The organism is Flavihumibacter solisilvae, assembly GCF_000814475.1.
GTDB classification, from domain to species: Bacteria; Bacteroidota; Bacteroidia; order Chitinophagales; family Chitinophagaceae; genus Flavihumibacter; species Flavihumibacter solisilvae.
Genome location: NZ_JSVC01000049.1, coordinates 1 through 7,100, shown reverse-complemented (window position 1 = coordinate 7,100; position 7,100 = coordinate 1). Strand labels below are relative to the sequence as shown.

7 protein-coding genes are annotated in these 7,100 nt (G+C 47.5%); 4 read left to right on the top strand and 3 right to left on the bottom strand.

The genetic code is table 11. The features are described 5' to 3' along the window. The coding region (locus tag OI18_RS24105; RefSeq protein WP_160290288.1) for a pentapeptide repeat-containing protein at positions 1-1,584 on the top strand (1,584 nt) is incomplete at its 5' end. Between the two features lie 24 nt (positions 1,585-1,608). After that, positions 1,609-1,854, top strand: coding sequence for a hypothetical protein (locus OI18_RS23275; RefSeq protein WP_039144703.1), 246 nt, complete (start codon positions 1,609-1,611; stop codon positions 1,852-1,854). A gap of 74 nt (positions 1,855-1,928) precedes the next feature. Here OI18_RS23275 and OI18_RS23270 read toward each other — a convergent pair whose 3' ends face one another. Continuing rightward, a complete protein-coding gene (locus OI18_RS23270; RefSeq protein WP_039144702.1) occupies positions 1,929-3,170 on the bottom strand; it encodes an isocitrate dehydrogenase (NADP(+)) in 1,242 nt (413 codons plus the stop codon). A 112-nt stretch (positions 3,171-3,282) separates the two neighbouring features. On the opposite strand from OI18_RS23270, the gene OI18_RS23265 reads away from it, so the two are divergent. Next, positions 3,283-3,870: a Crp/Fnr family transcriptional regulator gene (locus OI18_RS23265; protein ID WP_039144698.1), complete on the top strand. Its 588-nt coding sequence runs from the start codon at positions 3,283-3,285 to the stop codon at positions 3,868-3,870. A 9-nt stretch (positions 3,871-3,879) separates the two neighbouring features. Further along, positions 3,880-4,488 (top strand): Crp/Fnr family transcriptional regulator, encoded by a 609-nt coding sequence (locus OI18_RS23260; protein WP_052273523.1) that lies wholly within the window; start codon positions 3,880-3,882, stop codon positions 4,486-4,488. Positions 4,489-4,490: 2 nt separating this feature from the next. On the opposite strand, the gene OI18_RS23255 is transcribed toward OI18_RS23260, so the two are convergent. Continuing rightward, complete coding sequence (locus OI18_RS23255) at positions 4,491-6,374, bottom strand: Nramp family divalent metal transporter (protein WP_152616957.1); 1,884 nt, start codon at positions 6,372-6,374, stop codon at positions 4,491-4,493. After that, positions 6,352-7,026, bottom strand: a complete 675-nt coding sequence (locus OI18_RS23250) for a metal-dependent transcriptional regulator (RefSeq protein WP_039144695.1) — start codon at positions 7,024-7,026, stop codon at positions 6,352-6,354. Before OI18_RS23250 ends, OI18_RS23255 begins: the two co-directional genes overlap by 23 nt. Between the last annotated feature and the right edge of the window lie 74 nt (positions 7,027-7,100).

Below are 7,100 nucleotides of genomic sequence, written 5' to 3'. Positions count from 1 at the left end.
CTGGCTCCAGGTGTAATCCCAACTTCATTACCGGTGAGCGGAACTGCAGGTGGTGACCTGACGGGTACCTATCCCAACCCCACCATTGGAGCAAATGCGGTGACTACAGCGAAAGTGCTTGACGCCAACATCACTACAGCGAAGCTTGCTGACGGTGCGGTTACTAACGCCAAGCTTGCAAATACTTCGGTAGACAATGCTAAACTGGCCAACAATGCAGTAACTACAGCGAAAGTGCTTGACGCCAACATTACTACTGCTAAGCTTGCAGATGATGCAGTTACTACGGTAAAAATCCTTAATGCAAATGTGACAACAGCTAAACTTGCAGATAATGCTGTTACCACTGCAAAAGTTGCCAATAACTCAATTACTTCTGCCAAGCTTTCATTGGGTTCCCCTACGGCAGGGCAGGTGTTGAAATTCAATGGTACACAATGGGCGCCTGCTAATGAAAGTGGCGGTGGAAGTAGCTTTACTCTTCCTTATGCCGGATCAGGCAGTACCGGTACGAATCTTTTTGAAGTCACTAATACAGATCTGCTTGGATCTGGTACGGCTTCGGCTATTTCCGGTATCTCCACTGATAACTCTATCGGTGTATGGGGATCCAGTGGTTTTGGAACAGGTATGTTTGCCTCCAGTGAAGATGGTGTCGGCTTATATACACGTAGTACCAACATGTATGCTATGATGGCAATGAGTGAAAATTCATCGGCCATGATGATCTACAACATGAATAACTTTAATACTACTCCCTCCCTGATTATCGATAATGTCGGTAGCGTGGGTATTCAAATCGATGCGCAAATAGATCATGGGATTATGGGAAGGGCTTATAACCCCGCCGCAGTAGTGATCAGTGCTGAACACAACAACGGTGGTGAAGCGATCGTTGCCATGACAACCAGTGCAGCGAATGCAGCGTTGGTTGGTAATAACTTTGGTACATATGCTGGTGTGGAAGGTATTTCCGGCAGAGGGATCGGCGTACTTGCCCAGGCGAATATCAACAGTGGTGCAGAAAATGGAACCGCGCTGGTAGCCCGGCTGGCGAACACCGGAAGTGGAAATATTGCAATCTTCCAGAACGGAAATACGAATGTTGCGAGGATTGACAGGACAGGAAAGGGATTCTTTAATAATAACATCCAGGTCGGTGGTGCAGACGTCGCTGAGTATTTTGAAGTGGAAGGCATTCTTTCTACCTATGAGCCTGGTGATGTTCTCGAGATCTCTACCGATAGCGACAGAAAGGTCGTAAAATCGAGCCGCCCCTATTCAACCCTTGTGTCAGGTGTGTTTGCGACCCGACCAGGTGTGCTCCTTACTGAAGAAGATGCAGTAAACAGTGAACTTGATAAAGGAGTGCCTATGGGTGTGATCGGTGTTCTCCCTACTAAAGTTTGTCTCGAAGGCGGTGCCATTAAAAGAGGAGACCTTCTCGTAACCTCGTCAATTTCCGGTGTCGCTATGAAAGCTGACCCGGACAAGGTAAAAGTTGGCCAGGTACTTGGTAAGGCGCTCCAGGACTTTAGTGGTGCCCAGGTTGGTAAAATCAATGTATTGGTGAGTGTAAAATAATCATCTACTAATTAAACTTTTTATATGAAGAGAATCATAAAATCCTGCATTTTGTTACTGTGCATCTTTGCCTCAGCCAACATATATGCACAATCGAAAACCATCATCCATCCCGATAAGTCAAACGCTGTAAGCAGGCAGCCTATGCAGGGAAACAGCGCCGAAAACAGGATGGCACGTGAGAAGAGAAGACAGGTGGCATTACAGCAGGCAGAATTACAAAAAAGGCGAATGAGCGATATTAAAAGCTCTGGAAATAAAAAGGACTGATACCTGTAAAATACAAAAGCCCGGCTGAAATTCTCCTGCCGGGCTTTTTATTTGAATCAATAAATATCTAACTTCTACTTACCAGCCATTTTCGTCTGAAGATTGGCATCGATTGCATCGAGGAACTCTTCAGTATTCAGGTAATTCTCTCCGTGCTTCACTTTGTTACCGTGAATACATACTGCCAGGTCTTTTGTCATCTTGCCACTTTCAACTGTTTCAATACATACTGCTTCCAGGGAGTTACAGAAGTCGATCAGCTCCTGGTTGCCGTCAAGCTTGCCGCGGAACGCAAGTCCTCTCGTCCATGCAAAGATGGAAGCTATCGGGTTCGTCGAGGTCGGTTTGCCCGCCTGGTGGTCGCGGTAGTGACGGGTAACGGTACCGTGGGCAGCTTCTGCCTCCATAATCTTGCCATCGGGGGTGATCAGGACAGAAGTCATCAGTCCAAGTGAACCGAATCCCTGCGCAACGGTGTCGCTCTGTACGTCTCCGTCATAATTCTTACAGGCCCATACGAAGTTTCCGTTCCATTTTAAAGCACTGGCTACCATGTCATCGATAAGCCTGTGTTCGTATACAATTCCAGCAGCATCAAACGAAGATTTGAATTCGTTGTCGAAGATCTCCTGGAAGATATCCTTGAACCTGCCATCATATTTTTTGAGGATGGTGTTTTTGGTGGACAGGTACAATGGCCATTTCTTGCTCAGTGCCATGTTAAAGCAACTGCGCGCGAAGCCCCTGATACTTTCTTCAGTGTTGTACATAGTCATCGCAACACCATCACCTTTGAAATTGTATACTTCGAAGGTCTGGGCCGGTCCGCCGTCTTCCGGGGTGAAGGTCATTGTCAGCTTTCCCTTTCCTTTAATAACGGTGTCTGTTGCGCGATACTGGTCACCGAACGCATGACGTCCAACAATAATCGGCGCAGTCCAGTTTGTCACCAGCCTTGGAATGTTATTTATTACGATAGGCTCACGGAACACAGTACCATCCAGGATGTTCCTGATTGTGCCATTCGGGCTTTTCCACATCTGCTGCAGGTTGAATTCCTTTACGCGTGCCTCATCAGGGGTGATGGTCGCGCATTTGATGCCTACTCCATACTGTTTAATTGCGTTTGCTGCATCAATTGTTACCTGGTCACCGGTTTCATCACGGTGCTGAATGCCAAGGTCAAAATATTTAATATCCAGCTCCAGGTAGGGGAGAATCAGTTTGTCTTTAATGAATTGCCAGATGATCCGTGTCATTTCGTCACCGTCCAATTCTACGACAGGGTTGGTTACTTTAATTTTCTTTGTGCTCATTGTTGGCTAATTTTTTGATGCAAGTCTGCAAACCTAAGGTAATTGAAGAAAAAAACAAATGCTAAAAATGTCAGATGTACGTTTGTATTAGATTTGCACTAATTGACCTAATATGGCCGAAGACGCATATTCATATATTTCGCGTTTTGTAACGCTCACCGATGAGGAGAGAAAGCTGTTCCACCAGCATCTCCAGATCATGACCTGTTCGCCAAAGCAGGTCCTGACCCGGGTTGGTGACATGGAACAGCATGTTTACTTTATTCAGAAAGGACTGGTCAGGAAGTACTTTTTGAAGGGCCGGGAAGAGGTAACCGTTCAGCTCAGTTCTGAGGGAGACCTGGTGTCTTCAAGCGTATCCTTCCTGTCAGGGGTGCCTTCAGACTTTGTTCTGGAGACCATGGAGCCTTCCACCCTGGCATTCATGACCAAGTCGTCTCTCGAAAGCCTGTTCCAGAACAGCACCAACTTTGAAATTATGGGAAGGCTGATCACGCTGGAATGGATGCTGTACAAAGAACGCTGGGATATATCAAGAATGATCAAGCCGCCAAAAGAAAGATTCACTATGCTTTGCCAGGAGAAGCCCGGTCTTATGAACCGGGTGCCCCAGAAATACCTGGCCTCCCTCCTCGATATTGAGCCGGAAACCTTCAGCCGTTACAAAAAACAGGTTGCTGTGGAGTCTGAAAATCCGTAACATTACAAAATGCCTCAGCAGGGACTGAAAAAATATGAGGTCGCTATTCAATCGTTATACCAGTACATTCATGCATATACTGGTATGTCGGGTGAGTCTTTTGCGAAGTTGTCGGGATACTTTTCTGTCCGCAATTTCGACCGGAAAACTATTGTGGTAAGGCCTGGTGAAATTGACCAGTATTTTAATTTCATTCTGAAAGGGGTAGCCCGCAAATATGTAGTAGCGGGGAAGAAAGAGATCACCCTGCAACTGTCTACTGAAGGTCATTTTATTCATGCCGAGCTTTCCTTCCATACCCAGACGCCATCGGACTGTTTTGTCGAGACAATTGAGCCTTCCGTGCTTCTGTCCATAACATACGACGACCTGCAGAAATTATATGTGGAAATGCCCGAAATCAATAAGCTGGCCCGGCTCATGATAGGGGAGATGTATGTTAAGAAATCCCTCCGTGACCTGGCGCATCTCCGGCTTACCACGAGGGAGCGGTTTCTGCAGTACGTGAAACGACACCCCGACATGCTGCAACGGGTTTCGCAGAAATACATTGCTTCTTACCTTAACATCAAACCGGAGACTTTCAGCCGCCTGAAACACCTTTTGAAGCAGAAGTAGGTCTATACATGAACCACAAGAACAGGTATACGCAGTGCATGCCGCACTTTGTTGATTGTGTCACCGTAAAGAATATCCTCCATGCCCTTGTGACCATGCGCGCCCATAATCAGTAATCCTGCATTTTCCTCACGGGTAATCCGGACTATTTCCGACTGTCGTTGCTGGTGGCCCAACCTGGCCAGTGCCATATATCCCTTTGAATTAAGTTCCTGCACATAGTATTCCAGCTGGCGGGAATCCTGCCTGGTTTCCATATCCTCACTTGCAGGCCCATATAACTTCGCGGTTACACTTTCAACCACATGGATCAGGATTATTGTCGCGCCCGGTTTGCTTTGCGCAATGGCATGGGAAATCAGTTTACTGTCGTGCTGGCTGAATTCGAGCGCTATGGCGACCCGCTCATACGGTTCCGGTGCAGAGATTTCCAGTGGCCTGAGATCCTCATGTATGGCCACGGCAACGGGCTTACGCCTCCTTTTGAGTAGCGGATACACCGTTACTGTTATCAAAAGTCCCACAAGTACCAAAAGGCCTGTAATGATCAGGACATCCATAAAAATGTTGTTACTGCTACTGATATATTGAATGGCTTCCCCGATCACCATACGCAGGTTCAGGTATATCAATATTGCCGCGATCAGCCATGCAACAATCCGTGTTCGGGTGTTGATGGTAAAGTTTCCCATTTTTTCAGTGTCACTCACAAAATGGATCAGGGGGATTATGGCGAATCCCAATTGCAGGCTCAATATAACCTGGCTTAATACCAGCATTGCATCCACTTCTTCGTCGCCGAAGTAATAGATTACAAAAAGCGCAGGAAGGATGGCAACCATCCGGGTAAGCAATCGCCTGAGCCAGGGATTAATACGCAATCTAAGGTACCCCTCCATCACGATCTGGCCGGCCAGGGTGCCGGTAATAGTAGAACTCTGTCCCGCAGCGATCAGTGCAATGGCGAACAGCGCAGGTGCAAGTTTACTGCCAAGCAGGTTCTCAAGTAAATGGTGGGCTTCTTCGATCTGTGCCACATGGGTCTGGCCTGTCTTGTGGAAAGCAGTCGCCGCGAGTATCAGGATCGCCGCATTCACAAAAAAAGCAAGGTTAAGCGCAATGGCGCTGTCTATCACATTCATCCTGATAGCCTTTTTCTTGCCGGCATCATCTGACCTGATCTTCCTGGTCTGAACGAGTGCGGAATGCAGGTAGAGGTTGTGAGGCATTACCGTAGCCCCGATGATTCCAATGGCGATATAGAGTGCGGTATCATTGGGAATGGTAGGCACCAGGCCGGTTACCACTTCCGGAAAATATGGTTTTACCATCAAGATCTCAACCAGGAAAGAAATGCTTACGATGGCGACCAGGCTGATAATAAACAGCTCCATTTTACGCATGCCCAGACGTTGAAGCCACAACAGCAGGAAGGTGTCCAGCACCGTTATGGTTACGCCGGCGATCAGCGGTAGTCCGGTCAGGAGATGAATTCCAATTGCCATTCCGAGTACTTCAGCCAGGTCTGTGGCTGCAATAGCCACTTCGGCAAGGATATACAACATGAAGTTGATCACGGGCGGGTAGGTCTCCCTGTTGGCTTGTGCAAGGTCACGTCCCCGGACGATACCAAGCCTGGCAGACAGGCTCTGCAGTAAAAGGGCCATGAGATTGCTCATCAGCAGCACCCACAACAATGAGTACCCGAACTGGCTTCCGCCAGCCAGGTCGGTGGCCCAGTTTCCGGGATCCATATACCCAACACTTACGAGGTAGGCCGGTCCGAGGAATGACAGGATCTTCCTCCAGAAACCCTTCTGGTTGGTGGTATCAACCGAACTATGTACCTCACTCAGGGAAACGTCATGTTTTAGGGGTTGCATCATACGCTACAAAAAGATTGGCGGCCAGTTGTTCACTGATTGTTATGAATGGATGGCCCGATATACGGATCTCTAATGATCTGTCGAAGTCGAATTTCCTTGTGACCTCCAGGCGGGTTCCTATTTTAATCTTGTTATGGCTAAGCAGATCAAGCATGGCAGTACTCTGGTTACTGACACTTATGATATCAGCCGGCTGGTGCAAGGGCAGGTCCAGCAGGCTGGTCTGGTGGATCACCGGCATCCGGCCATGGGCGTCAGGAATAGGGTCCCCATGCGGGTCGGTTTTGGGATTTCCCAAAAAATCATCCAGCCTGTCAATCAGTTTCCGGCTGCTTATATGTTCAAGCTCTTCTGCGATCTCATGAACCTCTTCCCAGCCAAAACCCAGTTTTTCCACAAGGAAATGTTCCCATAAACGGTGTTTTCGGATAATCTGCAGCGCAACCTTCTTCCCTTCAGCAGTAAGTTTCACCCCCTTGTAGGGCTGGTACTGCAAAAGCTTCTGCGCCTTCAGTTTTTTCAGCATATCGGTCACCGATGCAGGTTTTGTGGAAAGCGCTTTCGCAAGGGCATTGGTACTCACCACTTCCTCCTCCTGTTGAATGTGAAAGATCGCCTTCACATAATTCTCTTTGCTGGATGAATATTTCAATTGACCTAAATATAAATTTAGGCAAATCTAAAAAATTTAATCCGTTCAAAAAAGGCAACAAAATGTAAAAGATT

Excerpts from the sequence above, each read along its gene's own strand:
- OI18_RS23275 (WP_039144703.1), top strand. The coding sequence starts at position 1,609 with ATGAAGAGAATCATAAAATCCTGCATTTTGTTACTGTGCATCTTTGCC.
- OI18_RS23270 (WP_039144702.1), bottom strand. The coding sequence starts at position 3,170 with ATGAGCACAAAGAAAATTAAAGTAACCAACCCTGTCGTAGAATTGGAC.
- OI18_RS23265 (WP_039144698.1), top strand. The coding sequence starts at position 3,283 with ATGGCCGAAGACGCATATTCATATATTTCGCGTTTTGTAACGCTCACC.
- OI18_RS23260 (WP_052273523.1), top strand. The coding sequence starts at position 3,880 with ATGCCTCAGCAGGGACTGAAAAAATATGAGGTCGCTATTCAATCGTTA.
- OI18_RS23255 (WP_152616957.1), bottom strand. The coding sequence starts at position 6,374 with ATGATGCAACCCCTAAAACATGACGTTTCCCTGAGTGAGGTACATAGT.